The organism is Paenibacillus sp. FSL P4-0338, from assembly GCF_038002365.1.
Classification (GTDB): domain Bacteria; phylum Bacillota; class Bacilli; order Paenibacillales; family Paenibacillaceae; genus Paenibacillus_AQ.
Window position 1 is genome coordinate 1793460 of record NZ_JBBOCG010000001.1, and the last position, 22485, is coordinate 1815944.

The 22485-nt window shown below is 48.1% G+C and carries 25 protein-coding genes; 12 read left to right on the top strand and 13 right to left on the bottom strand.

Translation table 11 applies throughout. The features are described from left to right. Window positions 1-23: 23 nt before the first annotated feature. The 4 genes from MKZ07_RS07730 to MKZ07_RS07745 are packed head-to-tail and all read left to right on the top strand — an operon-like array spanning window position 24 to window position 4470. Window positions 24-833: a sugar phosphate isomerase/epimerase family protein gene (locus tag MKZ07_RS07730; protein WP_341027920.1), complete on the top strand. Its 810-nt coding sequence runs from the start codon at window positions 24-26 to the stop codon at window positions 831-833. Further along, window positions 833-2119 carry an ATP-grasp domain-containing protein gene (locus MKZ07_RS07735; protein ID WP_341025449.1) on the top strand — a complete coding sequence of 429 codons (1287 nt, stop codon included), beginning with the start codon at window positions 833-835 and terminating at the stop codon, window positions 2117-2119. Before MKZ07_RS07730 ends, MKZ07_RS07735 begins: the two co-directional genes overlap by 1 nt. Continuing rightward, on the top strand, window positions 2116-3387 hold the full coding sequence (locus MKZ07_RS07740) for a hypothetical protein (RefSeq protein WP_341025451.1): 1272 nt from the start codon (window positions 2116-2118) through the stop codon (window positions 3385-3387). Before MKZ07_RS07735 ends, MKZ07_RS07740 begins: the two co-directional genes overlap by 4 nt. A 30-nt stretch (window positions 3388-3417) precedes the next feature. Beyond that, entirely contained in the window at window positions 3418-4470 is a 1053-nt protein-coding gene (locus tag MKZ07_RS07745) for a hypothetical protein (protein WP_341025453.1), read from the top strand. Window positions 4471-4603: 133 nt separating this feature from the next. On the opposite strand, the gene MKZ07_RS07750 is transcribed toward MKZ07_RS07745, so the two are convergent. From MKZ07_RS07750 to MKZ07_RS07760, 3 genes are read right to left on the bottom strand one after another with little or no spacing between them, the layout of a single operon-like run. Further along, a complete protein-coding gene (locus MKZ07_RS07750) occupies window positions 4604-5098 on the bottom strand; it encodes an arsinothricin resistance N-acetyltransferase ArsN1 family A (RefSeq protein ID WP_036696891.1) in 495 nt (164 codons plus the stop codon). Window positions 5099-5119: 21 nt separating this feature from the next. Next, a complete protein-coding gene (locus tag MKZ07_RS07755; protein WP_036696879.1) occupies window positions 5120-5755 on the bottom strand; it encodes a methyltransferase domain-containing protein in 636 nt (211 codons plus the stop codon). A 57-nt stretch (window positions 5756-5812) separates the two neighbouring features. After that, window positions 5813-6262, bottom strand: coding sequence for a MarR family winged helix-turn-helix transcriptional regulator (locus MKZ07_RS07760; RefSeq protein ID WP_341025456.1), 450 nt, complete (start codon window positions 6260-6262; stop codon window positions 5813-5815). A 133-nt stretch (window positions 6263-6395) separates the two neighbouring features. On the opposite strand from MKZ07_RS07760, the gene MKZ07_RS07765 reads away from it, so the two are divergent. The 6 genes from MKZ07_RS07765 to MKZ07_RS07790 all read left to right on the top strand — a co-directional run bounded on the left by MKZ07_RS07765 (window position 6396) and on the right by MKZ07_RS07790 (window position 10549). Then, window positions 6396-6722, top strand: coding sequence for an ArsR/SmtB family transcription factor (locus tag MKZ07_RS07765; protein ID WP_036696882.1), 327 nt, complete (start codon window positions 6396-6398; stop codon window positions 6720-6722). Window positions 6723-6838: 116 nt separating this feature from the next. Beyond that, entirely contained in the window at window positions 6839-8128 is a 1290-nt protein-coding gene (locus tag MKZ07_RS07770) for an arsenic transporter (RefSeq protein ID WP_341025458.1), read from the top strand. Between the two features lie 21 nt (window positions 8129-8149). After that, window positions 8150-8569, top strand: a complete 420-nt coding sequence (gene arsC / locus MKZ07_RS07775) for an arsenate reductase (thioredoxin) (protein ID WP_036695298.1) — start codon at window positions 8150-8152, stop codon at window positions 8567-8569. 47 nt (window positions 8570-8616) lie between these two features. After that, entirely contained in the window at window positions 8617-9048 is a 432-nt protein-coding gene (locus tag MKZ07_RS07780; RefSeq protein WP_036695300.1) for a protein-tyrosine phosphatase family protein, read from the top strand. A gap of 70 nt (window positions 9049-9118) precedes the next feature. Next, window positions 9119-9694: a TetR/AcrR family transcriptional regulator gene (locus tag MKZ07_RS07785; protein WP_036695301.1), complete on the top strand. Its 576-nt coding sequence runs from the start codon at window positions 9119-9121 to the stop codon at window positions 9692-9694. A 171-nt stretch (window positions 9695-9865) separates the two neighbouring features. Beyond that, window positions 9866-10549, top strand: a complete 684-nt coding sequence (locus MKZ07_RS07790) for an SDR family NAD(P)-dependent oxidoreductase (RefSeq protein WP_341025460.1) — start codon at window positions 9866-9868, stop codon at window positions 10547-10549. Between the two features lie 398 nt (window positions 10550-10947). Here the strand turns inward: MKZ07_RS07790 and MKZ07_RS07795 are convergent, their stop codons facing one another. Continuing rightward, window positions 10948-11547: a hypothetical protein gene (locus tag MKZ07_RS07795; RefSeq protein ID WP_235218439.1), complete on the bottom strand. Its 600-nt coding sequence runs from the start codon at window positions 11545-11547 to the stop codon at window positions 10948-10950. A 102-nt stretch (window positions 11548-11649) separates the two neighbouring features. Continuing rightward, window positions 11650-12141: a hypothetical protein gene (locus MKZ07_RS07800; protein ID WP_235218440.1), complete on the bottom strand. Its 492-nt coding sequence runs from the start codon at window positions 12139-12141 to the stop codon at window positions 11650-11652. Window positions 12142-12274: 133 nt separating this feature from the next. On the opposite strand from MKZ07_RS07800, the gene MKZ07_RS07805 reads away from it, so the two are divergent. Then, on the top strand, window positions 12275-12850 hold the full coding sequence (locus tag MKZ07_RS07805; RefSeq protein WP_341025462.1) for a dihydrofolate reductase family protein: 576 nt from the start codon (window positions 12275-12277) through the stop codon (window positions 12848-12850). Window positions 12851-12868: 18 nt separating this feature from the next. Here MKZ07_RS07805 and MKZ07_RS07810 read toward each other — a convergent pair whose 3' ends face one another. Next, complete coding sequence (locus tag MKZ07_RS07810; protein WP_156949633.1) at window positions 12869-13759, bottom strand: LysR family transcriptional regulator; 891 nt, start codon at window positions 13757-13759, stop codon at window positions 12869-12871. Window positions 13760-13888: 129 nt separating this feature from the next. Between MKZ07_RS07810 and MKZ07_RS07815 the strand changes: the two genes are divergently transcribed. Next, a complete protein-coding gene (locus MKZ07_RS07815) occupies window positions 13889-14929 on the top strand; it encodes a YeiH family protein (protein WP_341025463.1) in 1041 nt (346 codons plus the stop codon). Here the strand turns inward: MKZ07_RS07815 and cntE are convergent. From cntE to MKZ07_RS07850, 7 genes are read right to left on the bottom strand one after another with little or no spacing between them, the layout of a single operon-like run. After that, window positions 14926-16092, bottom strand: a complete 1167-nt coding sequence (gene cntE, locus MKZ07_RS07820; protein ID WP_341027926.1) for a staphylopine family metallophore export MFS transporter CntE — start codon at window positions 16090-16092, stop codon at window positions 14926-14928. The genes MKZ07_RS07815 and cntE overlap by 4 nt on opposite strands. Beyond that, a complete protein-coding gene (locus MKZ07_RS07825; protein ID WP_063829025.1) occupies window positions 16089-16892 on the bottom strand; it encodes an ABC transporter ATP-binding protein in 804 nt (267 codons plus the stop codon). The genes cntE and MKZ07_RS07825 overlap by 4 nt, the downstream gene beginning before the upstream one ends. Then, window positions 16879-17700, bottom strand: coding sequence for a staphylopine uptake ABC transporter ATP-binding protein CntF (gene cntF / locus MKZ07_RS07830; protein WP_036695306.1), 822 nt, complete (start codon window positions 17698-17700; stop codon window positions 16879-16881). Before cntF ends, MKZ07_RS07825 begins: the two co-directional genes overlap by 14 nt. A gap of 5 nt (window positions 17701-17705) precedes the next feature. Further along, window positions 17706-18599 (bottom strand): staphylopine uptake ABC transporter permease subunit CntC, encoded by an 894-nt coding sequence (cntC, locus tag MKZ07_RS07835; RefSeq protein WP_036695307.1) that lies wholly within the window; start codon window positions 18597-18599, stop codon window positions 17706-17708. Next, window positions 18600-19532, bottom strand: a complete 933-nt coding sequence (opp1B, locus tag MKZ07_RS07840; RefSeq protein WP_036695308.1) for a nickel/cobalt ABC transporter permease — start codon at window positions 19530-19532, stop codon at window positions 18600-18602. Between the two features lie 25 nt (window positions 19533-19557). Next, complete coding sequence (gene cntA, locus MKZ07_RS07845) at window positions 19558-21159, bottom strand: staphylopine-dependent metal ABC transporter substrate-binding lipoprotein (protein WP_341025467.1); 1602 nt, start codon at window positions 21157-21159, stop codon at window positions 19558-19560. Between the two features lie 23 nt (window positions 21160-21182). Further along, window positions 21183-22478 (bottom strand): opine metallophore biosynthesis dehydrogenase, encoded by a 1296-nt coding sequence (locus MKZ07_RS07850; protein ID WP_036695310.1) that lies wholly within the window; start codon window positions 22476-22478, stop codon window positions 21183-21185. Window positions 22479-22485 lie beyond the last annotated feature (7 nt).

Consider the following 22485-nt stretch of genomic DNA (forward strand, 5'->3'; position numbering starts at 1 on the left):
ACGAGCTGGTATCCTTCCGGGAGCTGCTCCGTTATGCTCGTGATACGGGCTTCAACGGTATAGAACTGTGGGGCGTGCATGCCAAGGCTTTGCTTCGCCAACGGGGACAGGAGCTGGGAGGTATGCTGGACGAAATGTTCAGCTACGGGCTCGAAATCAACATGCTGAGCGATTATATCCCTCTCATGGGGAATATCCCAACGGACGTTCTGCTTAAGGAATGGCAGGAAACCGTCCAGGCGGCCAAAGCGTTCCACACAGATAAGCTGAGGATTTTCGCCGGAAACCTGAGCAGTCAATCTCTTGATGAGAAGGACTGGGAGCTTTGCACCGGACGTCTAAATATCCTGTGCGCCGTAGCAGAGAGGGAAGGGGTCTATACAGTGGTTGAGACTCATCCGGGAACAGCTGCCGACGGCTTAGATTCCACACTTCAACTGCTCAGGCAAACCGGCCACCCAGCCTTGAAGCTGAATTTGGACTTTCTGCACATTTGGGAATCGGGCGCTGATCCCCTTGCCGCCTACGAACGCTTGAAGCCATGGATGGTCAATATCCATCTGAAGAATGTGGAATCCCGGCAATGGCTCGAAGTATTCTCTCCTGACAATATATATTCTCCGAGCGGAAGCCGCAGAGGTATCGTACCCTTGGCCGATGGAGAAATGGACTGCCAAGCCATAATGAAGCGCCTTATCTTGGACCCTATCCAAGCCCCGGTATCTCTGGAATGGTTCGGAGCCATACCATTTGAAATCTTAAAGTCGGAGCTAGGCTGGCTTAAAGGGCTGGAGTCCGATCTCAACCCGGAGAAAGTGGAGGTGACGGGATAATGAATAACCTACCTTATGTGGAGCATCTGACCGGAACGCGCGCACCGAAGCTCTGGTACTCCAATATTAATTGGGAACAAGGAAAAGCCGCTCAAGAGATTCGCTTACCCCATATTAACAATGCGTCCGGAGACCGGCTCGTATCGCAAATGGATCTCTACCAAATTTATTTGGCTGACCGGGAGGATCTTGTTCTCCTGAAAGAGGCTCCGGATCCTGAATTCCTATCTTATTTGGAAGAAGAGAAGATAGCCATACCCTCAATCGCGATTGGCGCACGGTCTGAATATACGGGTGAGTTTCGCAACCGGATTGCTGTTCCTTACTTGATGGACGAGCAGGAGGAGCAGTTTCTCAAGGAAAACGGAGGGAGGTGGATCGGCCCGCCAGCCCGATTGTCCGTGGAACTGAACAGCAAGATCGCAACGCGTAAATTATGCGAAGAAATCGGCTTTCCAGTCAGCGACGGTAGGATATGCGAGGGGCTTGACGCGATCCGCCGTACTTGCGCCGAGTTGGAGGGACGGCATCCTGGAGCCCGGCTGGTTGTAAAAACCGCTTACGGTTCTTCCGGTAAAGCGCTGTTCCATATCCATCGAGGCCCGGATTTGGAGATGCTGCTGGGATATTTAGAGAGGCAGATCTCGCGGGGAGGCGGGCAACCGGTTGTGACGGTGGAACGCTGGCATCAGGTCGAGCGCCATCTGACGGCACAGCTCTGGCTGGGGGAAACAGATTGCGAGATCCTGGCTATGACCGAGCAGAGGATTACAGATGCAGGAGTGTACAGGGGGAGCCGTCTGCACCCGGACCTGCCTGAAGCCTTGATCGTGGCTTATACCGAACAGCTGCAGCAGCTGGGTACATCTTTACATTCCCGGGGCTACGAGGGCTTTCTCGGGGTAGACTCCATACTGGATGAAGACGGAACTTTAATACCGGTTATTGAGATCAACGCCCGTCTTACCATGGTCACGTATTTGCTGAAGATTCGCAAGCACTTGCTCGAACGCGGGTTTCCTAGAATGGAGACTCAATCCTATGATTTCAAGCTCCACCCTGGAGCCAAATTTGCAGAATTTGCCGAAAAGGTGGCATCGATAAGGATCTCTGCCGAACAAGGCGGGGTATTCGTGTATGGTTTCCACCATGATGGGGAATCTGCAGACCGTATCCGACCTTGCAGGGTCTCGACTCTGAGCTGGGGTGTGGACGATGAAGCGGAGAAGCTTGCCCGTCAAGGGCTGGAGGAAGCAATCATGGAATGGAGGGGAGCTGTCGTATGACTATGGCTTCACAACGACTGTCTAATCCGCAGGAAGTGGGCCAACCCTTTTGGATGGAAGCAGCCAAGCCGTTTGGATCACCCGTTTATGTATATGACGAGGGAAAGCTGGCCTCCGATTATTTTTCGCTGCGGGACGCTTTACCCAAGGATGTGACGCTATATTATTCCATGAAGGTCAATCCCAATCCGGAGGTATGCCGTCTCATTAACGGCTGGGGTTCGCCGATCGAAGTCGCATCGGTTGGGGAATATGAGATTGCCCGCTCTATCGGGGTGAATTCGCACAACATCGTGTTTACCGGACCGGGCAAAAGCGCGGACGAGATTCATCATGTGCTTCGCTATGGGATCTACGCGATTAATGCGGAGTCCATCCCGGAGCTATTTGTCATTCACGATGAAGCTGTTGCGCTGGGTATTGCCGCACCCGTTATGTTAAGGGTCAATTTGTCTACTGGAACCAAAGGCTCGCGTATGTCATCGGTCGGACTTGCCTCCCAGTTTGGCATCGACGACAGTGAAATTAATGAAGCGGTGCAAACCGCCATTAACCTTGAGGGGCTAGAGCTGATCGGATTGCATACGTACCAGGGCACGCAGAATTTTCACCTCGACTTTTATCGGGAGAGCGTTCCGATGATGTTCGGTCTCACCCGGCAGGTGCGCAACCAATTCGGCCTGCAGCTTCGATGCTTAGGGCTCGGCGGCGGTTTCGGCGTTCCCATGTTTGAAGGCGATGAGCCGTTTCCTGTCGAAGCTTTCGGGGCGTATCTTGCCGGGGAGTTAGAGCGCAACCGGGATCTGGAATTGGAAATGGTATTCGTAGAATCAGGGCGGCGAATTGCCGCAACGATGGGGATTTATGCGGTCCGAGTGCTGTACACCAAGCTCTCCAAAGGCAAAGCCTTCGCCATTGTCGATGGGGGAACCCACCATCGGGCTTTTTCCAGCCTGATGGGACGAAGCTTCAAGCAGCCTCTGCCTCTTCAGCTTTGGAAGGCGGGGGAGCGCAAGCTATACGTATCCGGTGAAGGAGAAGGTCGAGTCTCCTACAATGTTTGCGGTAAATTGTGCACTCCCGCAGATGTGCTGCAAGGCAGCGTCATGCTCCCCCCTCTAGAGCCGGGGGATTGGATCGCGTTTCCCCATATGGGGGCCTATGGCTTAACCTGCGGCAATGTTCATTTTCTGTCTCATGCTCTTCCGAAGGAAGTTATGCTTCGCCCTGACGGTACGTTAAATGATGTGAGCTGGCTGTCCACCTAATAAGTGAGTTCATCATAGGGAGTTGACCATGTGACACCTACCCATCGGATATTGCCTTATAATGACATTTGGCTTGATTGTGTTAATAATAACTTGATGGCGATTCTCATTAGTCATCATTCATCGTTCGAGAAGCTGCCTCTGACTTTTAAAACGCAGTACTGGAAAAAACTCATCAACCAGACATTCCCCGAAGACAATTTTGAAAGCTTGCTGCATCAAGGATTAATGCTGCCGAAGGTTCAATATGACACGGAACAGCTCTATCATTTTCTTCGCTTTGAGGATCAGCTTCTTGAGCAATCTGATATCCCTTTCCTGGATGAGATGATTCAAGGCGCTTTAGACAAGAAGAAATATGTCTTTCTCGATGTGGACCGCTTTTTTTATTCCAGTGGAAGAGAATCCGGAAAAATACATTTTATCCATCCGACCTTTATTCATGGAAAATGTGCGAGTGGGGATGCATACACAGTAATTGAAGATTGCTTATCCCCAGGGCGAATGCACGATTACCAAACTCCACTTGAAGTCATTATGGAATCTACCCGATATCTAATGACAAGCGGCAGAAAAGTCAGATTCATCATGGTTTCTGTGCATGAAGGATCGATAAGAAATTTTAACCATGAATTTTCAGTACCGGACTCGTTTATCTCAGAACTCAGAAGCAATCTATTGGATGATAAAGTCGTTTTCCTCGAGCAATATGGTCTTCATTATCAGCTGGGACTACAAGCGTTGACCGATTATGTAGAGGAATTCGAAGAACTTGTAGGTCATTTGAACGATACCAGCATATTTGCCTTGAGAAGCAGTTCTTTTGCACAGAATCATAAGAAGAATAACAGGCTTTTTAAGTTACTGGAAGATCAATCGTCCCATACAAATCTCTATAAGAAGTTAGCAGAACAAAGCGTGGAACTAAGTCATTTATGGGAAATTTATAGAACGACAGTTATTAAAATGATCGTATCTAATCGTGTTCATGATCAAGCTATCGTAAAACTCGAAGAGATTGTGAAGAAAGAATATAACATGGTCCAGACGATGAAAATGGGAACTGAGGTTAGTAACTCTTAGAAAAAAGGCCGGGAAATGAATGAAGTCTGGAGAGATGTGTTATTTATGGAGAGAAGAAGTGAGATTGTAGGTATAGATTAAAAGGAGAAGTTCCTCCGTTTGCGGGTGGAACTTCTCCTTTTAATCTTCATTTTTATAGTAGCTTCTCCATAATCATCACATCAATGAACGCTCCGTCCATCAATCCTTGCTTCTCAAATACACCAACCTGCCGGTAGCCCATTTTTCGATACAATCCTTGACCACTCTCATTAAACGGAAAGGTAAAGAGAACCATTTTATAAAAGCTATTTTCTTTTGCTACCTTGTGTAAGGATTCCAGGAGGGAGCTGCCTACACCTTGCCCACGAAAGCTTCGATCAATATATACAGAAAGGTCAGCGACGCCGTTATAAGCGCACCGGTGAGAATATGGGTTCAGTGAGGCCCAGCCCATGACTTCACCTTCGCGTTCAGCAACCCAAACGCTGAAACGGCCTTGGTGATCGTTGAACCATGATTCCATATATGAAGAGTCTTTCGTTTCTGTTTCAAGTGTAGCGATCCGGTCCTCGATCCCCTGATTGTAGATACGAAGAATGCTTTGAATATCCTCAGGTGTGGCCTGACGAACAGTTAATGTACTAATCACATGAACATCCCCTTAAGATTACTTTCTCGCTTTAATTACAGCAGAGACGATGTATTGGTCAACGTTCGAACCTGGAATCCAATCTTTGATGAATGTTTTAGATTCTCCCTTTGGCTCAATGCTGATTTCAGTAAAGCCGCTTTCCTGAAGCATAAATTCCAAATCGGCAATGGAAGAGGCGCCTGAGATACAACCCGAATATAATTCATCCAGGTCATTTTTGATCTCAGGAGGAAGCTCGGCTGTAGTTACTATATCAGATATGGCAAGACGACCGGCAGGCTGAAGAACACGATAAGCCTCACGGAATACTTGCTGTTTGTCAGGGGAGAGATTAATCACGCAGTTGGAGATAATGACGTTGATCGAATTATCTGCAACAGGAAGATGCTCTATTTCGCCCAATCTGAATTCGGTGTTACTAAACTTACCTTTAAGGGCATTATCTCTTGCTCGACTGATCATCTCAGGTGTCATATCCTCACTGGAGTAACCCAACTTAGCAGATATGGCACTGAAATCAGATGGGGAGTCACAGCAACTGCTGACAGCAGAAGTTCGGCTGGGAGAGGAAGTCTCAACGTTTCTTACAGCAATCTTTTGATAACGTCCCCGTACATTTTGGCGAATCTGATCATTCGTAAGCTTGGTCATGATTATACACTCCTTAGTTGATATAATTTGCAACATACAAGTAAAAAAGAAGAGAAATCACCCTTTTACAGGTGCACAGCAATTGCTGAGATTTCCCATAGATTCGTTGAAAAGCTTAATGGACCGTAATAATGTTTCTACTTCAAACTCACTCATATGCGAAAAGGCTTCGTTCAGGTATTCATTCATTTGGTGATCAATAGTTGTAGCTACCATTTTTCCTTCAGTTGTAAGCGACAGGGTTAAAATTCTCCGATCTGTGGGGTTAGGTGTCTTTTTAACCAAGTTCATTTTTACCAAAGACTGGACTTGTCTGCTAAAGGTTGTAATATCAGTGCCAAGTGTTTCGGCGACTTGTTGCATGGAAGGATTATGACTCCGATCGATCTCATATAAAAGATGGCTTTGGGCTGCGGAAAGAGTACACCCTCCTACGCTGCAGCAGTCCTTATTGAGAAGCCCTAAGCGCCGGGTCATGATTTGGAATAGTTCTCTCGGGGTTTCCATTGTTCTCACCTCTTGATGTAGTTATAGCGCAATTAATTGCAAATTGCAAATATTATTTTGCAAAGTTGATAATTCATCTTAAAGGTCTTAGAATATAAGTATTGTCTTATATACGGGGAGGGGAGATTTTAAATTGGATACACTTGATAATCTTGCAGAAGACTTAAAGCTCCTTGGAGATAAGACGCGTCTCACGATCCTTACACTTCTAAAAGAGCGAGAGTGGTGTGTATGTGAATTCGTGGATCTCTTTGACATTTCTCAACCAGCCGTTAGTCAGCATCTACGTAAATTAAAAAGCAGCGGACTGGTAAAGGAACAGAAAAGGGGGCAGTGGGTGTACTATTCTTTAAACATTGAAGATAAACCCCATGTTAAGGCGATCCTAAATCTCACTCCGGATGCGAGTGGCATTCTCTTGCACTTGAATAAACCTTCTAAAACTGCATGCTGCGAGTAACACTTTTTCGTTGAATATATAATCATATAATTATATAATGATTCGTGACATTAAACTTAACTCTTTGAAGGGAGTGCTCTGATGCGTGGAGTTAGACATACAATGAGGGAATACCATTGGTAGCTCTGGCAAGTCTGATATTTATCGTCACATTAATTTTTGTCATTTGGCAGCCTAAACATCTGTCCATTGGCTGGTCTGCCTGCGGCGGAGCGTTACTCGCCTTACTTGTCGGTGTCGTCAGCTTGAAGGATGTTCTGGATGTTACGTTGATTGTGTGGAATGCCACACTGGCCTTTGTAGCAATCATTTTGATCTCCCTAATCCTCGATAAAATTGGATTCTTCGAATGGGCTGCTTTACATATGGCCAAAGCTGCTAGCGGGAATGGAACCCTAATGTTTATCTATGTCATCATTCTGGGTGCTGTAGTAGCGGCATTTTTTGCTAATGACGGAGCAGCGCTCATTCTAACACCAATTGTGCTGGCTATGGTCCGTGCGCTGAATTTTGATGAGAAAAAGGTTTTTCCGTTCATCATTGCCAGCGGGTTTATAGCAGATACTACGTCTTTGCCCCTGGTTGTAAGCAATCTGGTGAATATCGTATCGGCTGACTTTTTCGGATTAACCTTTATGGAATATGCCGGACGGATGTTAATGCCTACCTTATTCTCCTTAGGGGCAAGTATTCTCGTGCTTTATTTCTTCTTCCGCAAAAGCATTTCCAGAAACTTTGACAGCTCCCAGCTGAAAAATCCGGCGGAAGCTATCAAAGATAAGAAGATGTTCAAGCTATCCTGGTGGGTATTAGCAGTTCTGCTGGCAGGGTACTTCGTGAGTGAGTTCCTGAATATCCCAGTGTCTGTTGTAGCCGGGGTTATCGCAATCTTTTTCCTGCTTATGGCAAGGAGAAGTCCAGCTGTACCTGCAATGGAAGTGGTGAAGGGAGCACCTTGGGCGATTGTTTTCTTTTCCATCGGTATGTATGTTGTCGTATATGGTCTAAGAAATGCGGGTCTTACGAATGTGTTAGCTGATGCCATCCAGGCCGTTGCCGATCAAGGGCTGTTCGCAGCAACGATGGGGATGGGCTTTATTGCCGCGGTGATCTCCTCCATAATGAACAACATGCCTACTGTAATGATTGATGCACTGGCCATTGATGCCACGAACACTTCCGGAATGATTAAGGAAGCATTGATCTATGCGAATGTTATTGGTTCTGATTTAGGACCGAAGATAACACCGATTGGTTCGCTGGCTACCTTACTGTGGCTGCATGTGCTTTCCACCAAAGGAGTAAAGATATCCTGGGGAACGTACTTTAAAACAGGCATTATTTTGACGATCCCTACGCTGTTCATCACACTGCTTGGTTTATATATAACATTGACCCTATTTTAAACTCGAAGGAGATTGAGACTTATGGATAAGAAGACCATTTACTTTTTGTGCACAGGAAACTCCTGCCGGAGCCAGATGGCGGAAGGGTGGGCCAAGAAATATTTGAGCAATGACTGGAATGTTTACAGTGCCGGCATTGAGGCTCATGGTTTGAATCCGAAAGCCGTTCAGGCGATGAGTGAAGTAGGTATAGATATCTCAGGTCAAACATCAGATATTATTGATCCGCAGCTGCTGAATAGCTCTGATCTCGTCATTACATTATGTGGAGATGCAGCAGATAAATGCCCGGTTACTCCGCCACAGGTGAAACGGGAGCATTGGGGATTCGACGATCCGGCGAAAGCTCAAGGAACAGATGAGGAGAAGTGGGCGGTCTTCCAGCGGGTTCGTGATCAAGTGGGCGAGCGCATCAAACAATTCGCTGAAACGGGTGAATAGTCACGATGGTGGAGTAACTGCTGCTAATGAGATAGGAGAGAATTATAATGGTAAATTATCATGAACTGATTGAAGGTAAAGTATATATTGGCGGGGAGAATGCACTGCTTGATACCCTCTATGAGCAAGAGATTTCAGATGTGTTTGATTTAAGAGACACCGGCACCAAAGCAGACGGTTTCCCTGAGCAAGTAACACGTCACCATTGTCCAATTGTAGAGGATGAGAGCGGCCAAGAAGGTTCTGTACAAGCAGCGATCCAAGCGGTAACAGCAGCAGTGAATAACGGGAAGACAGTCTATTTCCATTGCGCTGGCGGACGGAATCGTACAGGTACGGTTGCTACTGGCTTATTGCTTGAATTAGGTCTTGCTGCAACTGTAGAAGAGGCTGAGGCTTTGGCCAAGGAAAAGCGTCCGGATATTAATATTAAGTCGGATATGCGTGAGATGCTGAGGGGCTTTTATCCATCCAAGTAAATTCCGTAGAGATTAGTATGTAAAACGATCAGTTCTTGACTACATGGTCAATAACTGATATATTAATCCCATGAGCAGACCAAGAGAATTTGATGTCGATCGTGTATTACACCAGTCAATGGAAGTGTTCTGGAATCAAGGCTTCAAAGCAACTTCTTATGAGGACCTTACTCGTACCACAGGAGTCAAAAAGCAAAGTTTGTACTGTGTTTTTAAAGACAAGCGATCGTTGTTCCTGAAGGCGATGGCACTTTACCGTGAACAGGTTGTATCGAAACTGAAAGATATTGAAGCCCTGGATTCGTCTCCCGGTGATAAACTGGATGCCTTACAACATTCCCTTTTAGACGATGAAACTGGCTGCAAAGGGTGTCTAATTGTAAATGCATCACTCGAATTCGGAACAGATGACGAGCAGGTCACACGCGAAGCTAAACTCATGGTAGAAGAGATTCAACTAGTATTAGAGAAGATCATAAGTAGTGGCCAGAAACAACAGTTAATTTCCAACCGGTATACGAGTATAGAGCTTGCATCTTACCTAAATAACACCATCCTGGGTGTGAGAGTTATGCAAAAATCAGGTTTATCCCGTGAACAGATCGAGACGGTTCTGCGTACTTCATTTGGCATGATCGTGTCTTGATCTTTTTTTTGTGTAATTCTTGACTACGAAGTCAAGAATATTTAATTCGGATTAATACACCACGAACCCTTGAAAGAGGTGGGGCTTTTCGTTAAAAAATCGTGGATTGATTCATTTGGAAGCAAGTAAACAGATGTATAAATTAAAAAACAAAATTTAGGAGGAATATCAATGAAATTATTAACGAATCGAGTTGCCTTGGTGACAGGTGCAGGAACGGGTTTGGGCAGAGCAACAGCAATACAATTGGCAACCGAAGGAGCCCAGCTTGTATTGGTAGGAAGACGCGAGAACAAATTAAAAGAAGTCGCTACTATAATATCTGAAAACAATGGTGCTTCATCTGTAATCATTAGTGCTGATGTTACAAATTTGGAAGATGTCAACAGAATTCGTGAACAGGTCATTGCAGAACTTGGGAAGCTAGATATTATTATCAACAATGCTGGAGGAACTGGCGAATTCAGTCCAATACATGATATGACTTACGATACCTGGGATCATACAATTAAACTTAACTTGTATAGTCAATTTTTGATGACTAATGCTTTTCTTCCATTAATGAGAAATCAACAATATGGACGAATAGTATCAATATCTTCAGTAGCGGCTAATGCTGCACTTGAAGGATTAGGAGCATATTCTGCTGCAAAAGCAGGATTAGAAGGGTTAATGAGAACCGTTGCCTTGGAAGAAGAAAAACACAATATATTAGTTAACATGTTTGATCCAGGCGTTCTAAAGACAGAACAACACCCTCTTGGAGAAACAGACCCCGCAACAGTAGTACATAAAATTATCAAGTTGGCATCGTTACCGGAAAATAGTGAAAGTGGACAAGTCTTTAGAGCTTGAATTAAAGCATCAATGGATGTTTATCATTCGTTCATTTCACATCCATTTCTCCCGATAGGGTAGCTAGTAAAGCTTGTGATCCATCGAATATCCAAAAAAATATGAACTGATTAATTACGTTAGTTCATATATAAAGAAGCATGATTATTAAAACAACTCACTCGAGTTGTTTTTTTGTGGCCGAAATAGGGGATTAATCGCCAATGGGACCAAGTACTTGTCCTACAAAGGACTATGTTCTTGTCCTGCGACAACAGACCAAGAACATAGTCTCACATGAACTTAGCCTGCTTATGACATATGTACAAAATACGGGTTTTGTGAAGAAGTTAAAGGTAACTTTATAATTGCTTACAAAAATAACTACCGCGGCTTCATCAGCGGTAGTTTCATTTTAGTTATTTTGAATTTGTGACCTTGTCTAATTTAAACTGAGATAATTGGTAACCATTTTTTAATAAATACAGATATCCATCTCCAGCATAATAATATTCCAATTGTTTCTCATCATCATCATATGGAATATGATACATAATGTTGAGTGTAATTGGATCTAGAATATCCATCCAATTCTCAGAGTGAACTCTGATTTTATTATCTGTAGTATTTAAGACTACATTCATAGGATCACCTAATTGAATTGGCTTTTTTACAATGAGTCCTTTTGCTCCAAAAACACTTAACTCATTATTCTCATATATGGCATAATTCTCGCCTATGGATTGAACCGAAGCATCTCCAGCTATATTTTTTCCCCACAAAGTCTTGCCTTTTGAATCTATCGCGATTAATCGATTCCCTGTTTTTGGTAAGTTCATACGCAGGAGTATATTACTTTTATTTATACGCCAGGACATTTCGTCAACGTATAACCCTGCTCCTGCAGGAGGCGTATAAGTAAACAATCGATTTAACGTTGGGCCAAACACTTCAAGTTTGGATTTTCCAAATGGCCCTGTCTGCGTGACAAGATATTGGCCGTCTATAACCGAGTACATTTGTGTTAGTGATTTCTCCCCCGTCTTTTTTCCGTTTTGACTATATGCATAAGCCCATGGTGTGCGGTTACCTTTTGAATCTACTTTATCGGAGTTTATTAACTACACTGTACCATTGTTCATTGCGTATAGGTTCTGGGCATCCGGAACGTTTATCACCCAATTTTGCTTTCCGTAGGAGTTAACAGAATATAATCTTGACCCACCCCCGTCTTTCACCAAGGCATAGATAGAACCGCTCTGACTGTAGGTGAAATCAGAAGTAGTCCATGGATAAGGTATCCCTTTTTTATAAAAATCAAATGACCATTTTTTCTTACCTGTAGTCTTATCTACGGCTGAAACTACACTAACCATCCAGCTTTTTGTCTCAGAATTCACAAAGGTATTGGTATGAATATAAACTGTATTGGTATTAGGCACATGGTACGGTGCTTGTAGGAACATATCCAGTTCAGATTCATTTGAGATGTTCCATAATGGTTTCAAGTCACTACTTGGTGAGATGCTGTTAGCAGCCGATACTCCACTAAATAAATAGAATACTGCAAAAATAGTGATTAAAAAGGTGCTGGTTACTCTCTGTTTGCGCAATTGCTTTTCCTCCAATTAATTTGATAAAGTTAACATTATCATTATTATCCAACTTTTCTCTTGTTTCAATCTTTAATTTTAATGAGTTATACTAAATCCAATAACCAAATTGGATATCGGAGGATTAATGAAGATGAGAAAACTCGTTCTATTTCTGCACGCTTCGCTTGACGGTTTTGTAGAAGGCCCGAACGGCCCAATGGATATTAGCTGGGTTGCCTATGATGCTGATCTGGAGAGCCACGCGAGGGAAATTCTGAGTACTGCGGACACGGTCATTTGGGGTCGTGGTACATATCAAATGATGCATAGTTATTGGCCTTCCGTCCCAGCATATCCCTCCGCTTCGCAGCACGAACGGGATCATGCAGAATGGATTGAGAAGACAGCCAAAGTGGTCTTTTCCACAACCCTGGAGAACGTTGAATGGAATAATTCCAGACTGGTCAAAGAGAACGTCGAGGAAGAGATCCAGCGTCTCAAAGAGCAGCCAGGTCAGGATATCGTCATTCTCGGCAGTCCCCGGTTCGCACACACTCTTATGCAGCTTGGCTTAATCGATGAGTATAAAATTACGGTCTCCCCCGTCGTGATCGGCAGCGGCTTACCGTTATTCCAAGGTATCCGGGAGAAGACTAATCTGAAGCTTATCGAAAATAAGACGTTTGATTCTGGTGCCATAGGCCTCGTATACCAGACCATTAAATGACCTCGTCACTATTCTGGTTCAGGCAAATGTACTATCCAGCTTCACCAATCGCTCCACGAACACCTCGTTCGCTCTGCTGGGAACATGACCGGTCAGCCGCACAATCGAGAAGTCTCTTTCAAGGCTCAGGCCTTGCACAGGAATTTCTATGAGCTTACCGGTCTCGATCTCCCTGCGGACCACCCACTTCGAGAGAATAGAAATCCCCAGTCCGTTAGCGACAGCCTCCTTCACTCCCTGACTGCTGTTGATCTCATACGAGCGCTTCATTCTTAGACCAGCCTGTGCCAAAAAATGATTGCTGAACGAACGCGTCCCCGAACCGCTCTCACGCAGCACCCATATCTGATCCTGGAGTACGCCCACCTCCACCGCGCCGGTTCGTGAGAGCGGGTGATTCTCAGCAGCGACGATAATCAGTTCGTCTTTCATAAAATGAACAACCTGCAGATCCGCCGCCTCGATGCTTCCTTCAATCAGCCCCACTTCAATCTTATTCTCCCGCAAGGCAGAGACAATCTCCGTTGAATTCGCAATCGTCATCCCCATGTCCACATCGGGATATTGCTTGGCGAAGGATGAGAACAGCCGGGGCAACACATATTCGCCAATCGTAAAGCTTGCCCCGATATGTAAGCTTCCGCTCACGGTATCATGCAGCCGGGCCAGATCGAGCTTAACAGACTCATAGAGATTCAGCATTTCCTTCGCCCGTCTATAGAACAGCTCCCCTGCTTCCGTCAGCTTCACCCATTTGGGCGAACGGTTCATGAGCTTTACGCCGAGTTCCTTCTCCAGATTACGGATCTGCAGACTGACCCCAGGCTGTGACAGATGCAGAAGCTCTGCCGCCCTGGAGAAGTTCCGCTGCTCCACAACCGTTACATAGACCACCAAGGATTCAAGCATGATCGTTCGCGCGCCCCTTTAAGATAACATTTTATTATGATATACATTTAAAATCCGTATTTCCCTAATCAATCATAACTGAATATAGTGTTTAAAGGAACTAAATTCAACCTATTGGACGTGACTTCGATGAATCTACACTTAGCTGTGCACATGGAAGAAAAGAAGAAGCTGGGCTTTGCGCTCGGTATCGCCTTGCCTCTAATGCTGGCCCTGTTCGCCAAATACGTATCCGCCTTCCCCTTCCTGTGCATTATGGGGCAATTAGTCATAGCTATTCTGCTCGGAATGATCTGGAGAGCCACGCTAGGCGTTCCAAGTTATTTAACACCCGGAATCTCCTTTACCTCCAAAAAGCTTTTGCGGTATGGCATCATCCTGCTGGGCATGAGACTTAGCCTGAAGGATATCCTTCAGGCTGGTCCCAAGGTGGTGCTAATCGCCTTGGTGTGTATCGGGTTCACGATCTGTACGGTGCTTGGTCTGGCGAGATGGTTCAAGGTAGAATCCAGACTGGGGCTGCTGACGGCCTGCGGCACGGCGATCTGCGGAGCAGCAGCGGTAATAGCCATCGCTCCGCAGCTCAAAGCCAGTGACGAGGAGACGGCGATCAGCGCGGCAACCGTTGCAATCTTAGGCACCATTTTTACACTGACGTATACCCTTCTCTACCCTTTCCTTACCCTGACTCCACTGGGCTACGGCATCTTCTCAGGGGCCACACTCCATGAAATCGCTCATGTCATTGCAGCAACCGGGCCGGCCGGCAAGCAGGCGGTTGACCTGGCCGTCATCGTCAAATTAACCCGTGTCACCATGCTGGTGCCGATCGCTGTAATCATAGGAATCTGGGCCAAGCGCAAAGAGCGGCAGGAGAACCCGGAGTCCGGACCATCCAATTGGAAGTCTGTACCGGTTCCGTGGTTCATCCTGGGGTTCCTGCTAATGAGCACCGTCAATACTTTGCAGATCATTCCTGAAGCAATCACGGATAAGCTTATACTTGCTGCGTATTTCCTCATTGCAATGGCTATGGCAGGCCTGGGTCTGAACGTAGATTTGGCTGCTTTTAGACGCATGGGCCTAAAGGCCTTCGGAGCCGGATTCATTGGATCTGTTCTGCTATCCGTGTTAGGCTTCCTGCTGGTGAAGGTCTTGAAATTGGGTTAATCATTAAGCCTCTTACAATATACAAATAGCAATAACAAACCGCCCAATACTGCACAGATATAGTACGTCCAAGCATAGGATAACCAGTCAGCAACGGGGCCCATCACTACTCCGCCAAGCGATACGCCGAGATCCGCCATAGCAATAAACAGGCCGATCAACACGTTACGGTTAAGCTCCGGGAGTACAAATGTCAAGTAGGTCGTTAAGGTAGGGTACAGCAACGCCTGGGCAAGTCCCATGAATAAGGCGCCGCAATAAAACACGGCAAATCCGCTGATAGAAGACAGGCCTGTGCATAAAGACGCTGCCGTGAGTGCAGTCATAATCCATGCCACAAATGCAGGATGCCATTGTCCGTCCGAGGGGATCTTTTTGCGCAAAAAAAATCGTGCGGCAACAATCATGGCTGCCTGCAGCATTAAATATACGGCAGCACTGCCATGATCAATCTGGGCTGCATACAAAGGGATGAAGGTGGTCACTGCGCCAAATACAATGGATGCCGCCAGCATCAGCACGCTGCAACGGAATAAATCCGGATTCGTCAATAGCTGCCCAAACGACCCCCGCATGCCGGATTTCTGAACAATGGGCCGATGATCTGCCCCCGTCTGTATCGTGGCGCTGAATCCTACAGCTCCTGTGAGTACAGCGATTCCAATCAACACCACTGTGAAAGTGCTCATCTCCCCCGCTTCCCAGATGTTCACTGCGAGTAAAGGGCCTATTACACCGGGCATTGATGCACAAAGCGAATACATAGAAATACCTTGTGAGCGATCCTTCTCCGGCAGAACATCAATGATGCCTAACTGCAGGGACATCGAGAAAAAAGCTGTGCACACCCCTTGCAGCATCCGGGCGAGAAAAAAGCCGCCTAAGCCGGTAAAGGTATATAACGATAAGGCTAGTGCGTTAATCACCAGAATGACACGCAGTACTTTAACAGGCCCCCACTGATGAATAACCTGGCCCGCCCAGGGACGGAGGAACATGGTGGTGAATAAATACGCCCCCATCACGATACCAATGGCCGAATTGCTGGCCCCCAGGGATTCTCCTTTTAAGGGAATGATTACGTTCAGAATGGAGTTCGCACTGAAATACAAGAGTGTTAATGCATATAAGCGCAGAAAGGGCCAAGCGAGGGCTCCCTTCACCATATTCTCTCCTTCCGTTTCTCCCCGCCGGCATTGCAGCCTTCATCCTGGCCTGCCAGTTCTAATGCCATGTGCAGCATGATTGAGGCGTATTCCGAGCGGACTTCAGTTAACTGCCCGGCAGACACGATCTCTTCAATCTGCCCGTCACGGATAAACATCAAGCGGTCACACAAATAGACGGCTGCCTGGATATCATGTGTGATGAAGATGTAGCTCATGCCGTAGGATGCCTTCAGCTCCTTCAGCAGCTCCAGCACCTGAAATTGGACGGAGGCGTCAAGCGAACTGACGGCTTCATCCAGCACAATGCACTTCGGTTCTGTGGAAATGGCTCTGGCAATACACACCCGCTGCGCTTCTCCCCCGGACAATTCATGAGGATACTTGCTGCGGTAAGAGGAATCCAGTCCAACCTGGCGCAGCAGGAAGTCTATTCTCAGCCTGATGTCCCCGTCCTTCCACCCGTACAGCTTAAGCGGCTCGGCCAGGGCTTTCTCTACCGTATAGTAGGGATGAATAGAAGAAGTATAGTCCTGAAATACTGCACTAATCCTCCTCCTTCGGCCTGAGCGCTCTGCTATATCTCTGTCTTCGAAATGAAGGCTTCCCTTATCCGGCTTCTCGATGCCAAGCAGCAGCCTTCCCAAGGTTGATTTGCCGCTGCCGCTCTCCCCGATAATGCCCAGCACCTCATCCTTCTCCAAGACAAAGCTGATATTATGTAACACCTTCTTGGGGCTGCGGGATGACCTTCTCCCGCCTCCATAGGATTTCTCCACCTGACTAACGGTCAACATGCTGATGCCCTCCCATCCTGTGCCTGAAATGCCGGTTCAGCCTCTGCTTCGCATCCAGGAGATGTCTGGTATATTCATGCCTGGTCCCCGAGAAAATGTCAGCCGTTGTTCCGCACTCCAGAATTTCGCCGTCTCTCATCACCACGATATCGTCAGCGATCCGCTGCACAATGCCCAGATCATGGGAGACGAAGATCATGGCGCAGCCTGTCTCCTCCCGCAGGGCTATCAGCTGCTCAAGCACTTCAAACTGCGACAGCGTGTCCAGCGCCGAGGTGGGCTCATCGGCAATAATCAGCGTGGGCTCAAGAACAATCGCCAGCGCAATCATCATCCGCTGCAGCATTCCTCCGGATAGCTGATGCGGGTATTTGTTCATTAGCGCAACCGGATCATGCAGCCTGACGCTCTCCATGGCCTTGGCCATTCTGGACGTGATCTCAGTCCGGCCCCAGCCATAATGCTGCCGAAGTGTATCTCTGAAATGGCTTCCGACCGGGCTTGAAGGATCGAACGCCCGCATGCCTTGCTGCATAATCAGACACAAGTGCTTGCCTCTGTGCCTGCGCATATCCGCTTCGGACAGCTCTGCGAGGTCAACCCCGTTCAGCCGAATACTCCCTGACTGTCTCATGTTGAAGGTATTCAATCTCATGATCGCCCGGCAGGTGACAGACTTGCCGCTGCCGCTCTCTCCGACAATAGCCAGACAGCGCCCCTGCCTCACCTGAAAGGAGCTGTCAGAGACCACCACCTTGCCCGTCGTATCGTCCCATATCCGCAAATTCGAAACATCTAGTATGTTCACTATCGTTATGCCACCTCTTCTCCCTTCGGTTTGGCCGGGAACAACCCCAGGCCACGGAGTGATTTGCGGGTGCTGCTTTGCAGCTTGGGGTCGAGTGCTGCTTGAAGGGCGTCGGAGCAGAAATTAACCGCCGACACCACGATTACGATCGCAAGTCCCGGGGCCAGCATCAGCTCAGGCCGGGAGAACATGACCCCTCTTGCTTCATTCAGCATCATCCCCCACTCCGCGTGAGGTGCCTGAATGCCCAGACCGAGAAAGGACAGCCCGGAAATCTGCAGGATCATGGTTCCAAAAGCACTGCTGGAGATCACTGCAATATCCGGCAGCGCTACAGGCAGGATGTGCCTCCATATGATCTTAACGTTGCCCATCCCTATTGCCTTAGCAAATCTGACATAATCAGCTTCAGCAAACTGCATCACGGAGGTGCGGATGACGCGGGCAAACCAAGCCCATTTCATGATCACGAAGGCAATCAGAATATTCTGGATTCCCGGCCCCAATATACCGACTACAGCCAGCGACATGACGTATCCGGGAAAGGAAAGCATGATGTCGCAGACTCTCATGATCATGTGATCCGTCTTCCCCCGGAAGTAGCCTGCCAGAATTCCGAGAACGCCCCCGAAGGACAAGGAGACCAGAAGCGCGGCAAAAACCCAAAGCACACTGGGACGAATACCATAGATTAATCTGGACAGCACACAGCGTCCGAGATGATCATTGCCCAGCAGGTACTGCCACGATGGGGATGCGTAGCGCAGCTCCATATGGACTTGTTCCGGGCTGTGAGGAGCAAACCAAGGAGCGCAAATGCCAAGGATTGCGACCATTGCAGTGACCGTCAGTGATAAGGCGGCCAGCTTGTCGCTCCACATTTTACGATAGACAGTCATCTAGAACTCCTTCCTCAGCCTTGGATTCAGCGCTGCATTGATAAGATCTGACAAGGTGTTGAACAGCACGAAGGACGCTGCGAGCACCAGGACATAAGCCTGAATAACCGGGAAATCCCGCCCCAGTATGGAGTTCACGGTTAAGGCTCCAAGCCCCGGCCAGGCGAAGATGCTCTCTACCACAACGGTGCTTCCCAGGATAACCGGAACTGCCATGCAGAACACCGATACCGCGACCTGCATGGAATTCTTAAGCATGCGAAGTGTAATCTTCCGCTCAGGCAAACCGCATGCCCTTGCATATAGCGTATAGTCCTCATGTAGCTGGCTCAGCATGGAGCTGCGGATGATACGGAAGTAGATTCCCGCATAACTGACAGTCAGCACCGTCACGGGCAGGATATAGCCGGCGGATGAATCCATGCCGCTGGTCGGAAGCCAGTCCAGCTTGACGGAGAAATACCAGATCATCATGGCTGCAAGCCAGGCAGACGGCATAGATGTCAGGAAGAAGGAGACACCGCGGACCGAGCGGTCCAGCAGCCGGCCTTCTTTCAGCGCACAGAGAATTCCCAGACCCACAGATAATGCCAGGATGACAATAACGGATACCATCGTCAGCTTCAGCGTATTAAGCAGAGCCGGGCCCAGCAAAGACCACACCGGAGTCCCCGTAATATAGGAATCGCCGAAATCCAGCCGCAGGCAGGAGACCAGCCAATCCGCATAACGGATCAGAAACGGCCTGTCCATCCCGAGTGCTGCTTCAGTCTCCGCAATTAACGTCTCCGTAATCTGCGGCACCCCCTGAGAGCGCAGAACCACCTCAGCCGGATTCAGCGGGGACAGATGATTCAGCGCAAAGGTCAGGAACGAAATAATGATCAGCAGCGGCGCTGCCAGCAGTGTCCTTTTGAGAATATATCCGCTCATACAGACCTTCCTTTCCGCCTCCGGCTTATTTGAAGCTCATACGCTCGAAGGGAAGCTCAAATTGCGTTTGCTTGAAGCTGATGCCCTGCAGGGTGCCGGGAGCGACTACGGTAAGATTGCCGTTCGTTAACGGAATGAATAGGGCCTCTTCATGAACCGTTGTCAAAATATCTGCATACAGAGCTTTGCGCTTCTCCTCATCCGAGGTTACCATGACTTCTTCAATTTTGCCCTTGAGCTGCTCGGCCCGGCCGATGCCTTTGATGGCATGGTAATACGCGGTTTCCGAAGTGAATGCAGAGACTGTGCTTTGCGGGTCATAAGCAAGCCCCCAGGTCTGGTTGAACAGGAGGTCATAGTTCCCCGCTGCTCTGCGGCTTGCAATGGAGGAGGAGTCCTCACCCAACAGCTCCAGCTTCATGCCTATGCTTTTGACGGTATTCTGGATCAGCTCGGCCTCCGTCTTCTGGGATAACGAAGCGGCATCATAATATAATGTCATGGACAGAGGTTTGCCCCCCTTCGTGCGGGTCTCTTCGCCGGAGCGGGTCCAGCCGGCTTCTTCCAGGAGACGCTCTGCTTCCTGCAAATCGTAGGCCCGCGGTTTCAGTCCGATATCCGCATAGTTCACATTGGAAGAGAACAAGGTCCCGGCGGGAGTTTCCTTGCCGCTGAAGATTTGCCCGGCGATCGTATCCCGGTCAATGGCGTGCCAGACCGCTTCGCGGACGGCTCTATCCTGCACGGGACTGTCTGCTTTGCCGCTATTGGCCACAATCATTTTCGTATTCATCGGCTCACTTCTCACGACCTGATAGACTCCGGATTCGGCCAGCCGGTCCATAGCCTCCGTATCGATACTGTCCGTTCCGCGGTCATCGGTGAACACAAAGTTGACTTCCCCCTTTTGCAGGGCCAGGAAGGTTGTTTCCCCGGTCGGCAGCACCTTGGCCGTGATTTTGGAGATGGCAGGTGTACCGTTCCAATACTTAGTATTCGCTTCAAACACCGCATATTGGTCCGTCCGGTGTTCAGCAAGACGGTAAGGGCCCGTTCCATGATAGCCTTTCACCCCATCCTTGGTTTCTCCATTCAGGAAGTCCTGCGGGGACAGGAAGACATACGGTCTTGTCATGGATAGCTCAAGCAATGTCGGGTAATACGGCTCTGACAAGGTCAACTCAAAGGTATGCTCACCGGTCACCTTCGTTTCTTTGATTTTGTCTGACAGCTTGATCCAGGTATGCTTAGCGGCATTATGCTGCACCGCATCTATATTCTGCTTCACCGCTTCGGCATTAAACGGCTGCCCGTCGTGGAAAGTCACACCCTGTCTCAGATGGAACGTATAGACGGTCCCGTCCGGGGAGATCTCCCAGGATTCTGCAAGCAGGGGCTGGATACCACCCGGTGTATTCTCAACCAGCGATTCGTAGACCATTCCTTGAGCCGGCATGGAGCCGGGATACAAATGCGGATTCATATCGTTGATATCCTTCACCGTGGCGTATACCAGCTCCTGGCCGGGCTTACCCGCTTCCGTCTGCCTGTTCTCTGCCGCGCCGCATCCGGCGAGCAGCATCACTATCGTAACTGCTGCCACAAAAATAGTAGATCTCTTTCTCATCTGAACTCCCCCAAGTTGAATGATTAGTATAGTTTTGTATTGCTGCAGATCCGCTCAATATCGCCGGCAAATGACTGGACATGGAACGCTTCGGAAACGGGCTGTCCCTGGAGCACCTTGGCTGAACGCTTCAGTTGTTGCTCATACCGTTCAATAAATGTATCAATCGTGGGACAACTCACCTTCACATGCTCTGCGATGCCCTGAATGATCTTAATGCGGTAATAATCCTCCTTGGGCATCCGCGGGATATCCCATGCTCCATCCTTGTTCATGAATACAGATTGAATGGGGACAGCGGAGAAGTCATAGTATCTTCCCTCCGGGTCCGGATCCGAGAACGGGTCAATCAGGAGAGAGGCGTAACGGACATATACGAGGTATTCCTGATGGATCGGCTCCAGCGACTCGAAGCTTTCAATCATGTGCTGCGGCAGACTCTCCGCTCTGACCGGATAATTGTCGACCGTCATGAACTTCAGCAGATTGACGCTTGGCAGGTCGAGGGCATCAAGCAGCGCTGACAACTCTCTCCAGCACTCCACCATTTCGTGAATTAACTGGGGAGTAATTGGCCCCTCCGGGAATAACTTGTATACATACTTCCGGCTGTGATCTTGGCCAAATATGGCCTTAAGCGAGAATGAATTCATGAAGAGCGGCGGATGAACGAATAAGGAGATGTTCCTGCTCTCCGCCTCCAGCGGAGACTTCATGACAACCAGAGCAATTCCCAGACGTTCGTAGAGCTGCTTCAGCAGGTGGAGATGATGGGACGCGGGCTGTGATGAACCAATGAAAACTTTTTTCTTAACCCCGGTAGTTATCGCACGGTTGGAAGGTACACCGTCAATCCAGCGTGTATCACCCAGATAAGTGGAACAGCTTATAATTTCGGCCTTGGAGCCCGTCTCCTGTATGTAATGGTGAACCAGACGGTTGGAACCCAGCGTCGGAGACACCAGAATGACGCATTTCACATGCGTGAGCAGTTGTGTATCCAGGCTGCGCAGTACCTCCAGATAGGCATCGGCGGTGACGGATACAATGAGGGTATCCCATGTCCCCTTTACCGCCCTATAGTCCTGAAAAACCTGATCTGCACGGCATTCACCTGCCATCCTGCGGTGTGAATCATTCTGTGCGGTAGTGAACAACCGATTACCGTCTGCGTGAAGCGCGGCCATCAATGACTCAGACCTGCGGGAGATTCTCCCGGCGATGCCTAGATAGGAGTCGAAATGCTTCTTGAACAAGACCGCCAGCTGAAGGGTCACCGGTCCGGTCCCGAGTAATAATACACGTCTGAATTCGTCCACATGAAGC

Bases quoted from the DNA above. Each gene is read 5' to 3' on its own strand.
- MKZ07_RS07735 (WP_341025449.1), top strand. From the start codon at position 833: ATGAATAACCTACCTTATGTGGAGCATCTGACCGGAACGCGCGCACCG.
- MKZ07_RS07740 (WP_341025451.1), top strand. From the start codon at position 2,116: ATGACTATGGCTTCACAACGACTGTCTAATCCGCAGGAAGTGGGCCAA.
- MKZ07_RS07755 (WP_036696879.1), bottom strand. From the start codon at position 5,755: ATGACCAAGCTTACGAATGATCAGATTCGCCAAAATGTACGGGGACGT.
- MKZ07_RS07760 (WP_341025456.1), bottom strand. From the start codon at position 6,262: ATGGAAACCCCGAGAGAACTATTCCAAATCATGACCCGGCGCTTAGGG.
- arsC (WP_036695298.1), top strand. From the start codon at position 8,150: ATGGATAAGAAGACCATTTACTTTTTGTGCACAGGAAACTCCTGCCGG.
- MKZ07_RS07780 (WP_036695300.1), top strand. From the start codon at position 8,617: ATGGTAAATTATCATGAACTGATTGAAGGTAAAGTATATATTGGCGGG.
- MKZ07_RS07785 (WP_036695301.1), top strand. From the start codon at position 9,119: ATGAGCAGACCAAGAGAATTTGATGTCGATCGTGTATTACACCAGTCA.
- MKZ07_RS07790 (WP_341025460.1), top strand. From the start codon at position 9,866: ATGAAATTATTAACGAATCGAGTTGCCTTGGTGACAGGTGCAGGAACG.
- MKZ07_RS07795 (WP_235218439.1), bottom strand. From the start codon at position 11,547: ATGTACTCGGTTATAGACGGCCAATATCTTGTCACGCAGACAGGGCCA.
- MKZ07_RS07805 (WP_341025462.1), top strand. From the start codon at position 12,275: ATGAGAAAACTCGTTCTATTTCTGCACGCTTCGCTTGACGGTTTTGTA.
- MKZ07_RS07810 (WP_156949633.1), bottom strand. From the start codon at position 13,759: ATGCTTGAATCCTTGGTGGTCTATGTAACGGTTGTGGAGCAGCGGAAC.
- MKZ07_RS07815 (WP_341025463.1), top strand. From the start codon at position 13,889: ATGAATCTACACTTAGCTGTGCACATGGAAGAAAAGAAGAAGCTGGGC.
- MKZ07_RS07825 (WP_063829025.1), bottom strand. From the start codon at position 16,892: ATGTTGACCGTTAGTCAGGTGGAGAAATCCTATGGAGGCGGGAGAAGG.
- cntC (WP_036695307.1), bottom strand. From the start codon at position 18,599: ATGACTGTCTATCGTAAAATGTGGAGCGACAAGCTGGCCGCCTTATCA.
- opp1B (WP_036695308.1), bottom strand. From the start codon at position 19,532: ATGAGCGGATATATTCTCAAAAGGACACTGCTGGCAGCGCCGCTGCTG.
- cntA (WP_341025467.1), bottom strand. From the start codon at position 21,159: ATGAGAAAGAGATCTACTATTTTTGTGGCAGCAGTTACGATAGTGATG.